Annotated in this window: 1 protein-coding gene; it reads right to left on the bottom strand. The window is 78.3% G+C overall.

Translation table 11 applies throughout. From position 1 onward, the window contains the following. A partial coding sequence (locus GTW43_RS23540; protein ID WP_343246099.1) for a biotin/lipoyl-containing protein occupies positions 1-235 on the bottom strand: 235 nt, incomplete at both ends.

The raw sequence follows: 235 nt of genomic DNA, 5'->3' as shown, positions 1-235 counted from the left end.
GAGCAGCCGGGGCCGCGGGGGCGGCCGGAGCGGCAGCCGGGGCCGCGGCCGGAGCGGCCGGGGCAGCGGGAGCGGCGGCGGCCGGAGCGGCACCGGGCGCACCGATGACGGCGAGCTTGGCGCCGACCTCGGCGGTCTCGTCCTCGGCGACGGTGATCTCCAGGAGAACACCGGCGACGGGCGAGGGGATCTCGGTGTCGACCTTGTCGGTGGAGACCTCGAGCAGCGGCTCGTC

This window comes from Streptomyces sp. SID5785 (assembly GCF_009870065.1).
Lineage (GTDB): Bacteria > Actinomycetota > Actinomycetes > Streptomycetales > Streptomycetaceae > Streptomyces.
The sequence above is the reverse complement of the archived record's forward strand: the minus strand, read 5'-3'. Positions and strand labels throughout refer to the sequence as shown.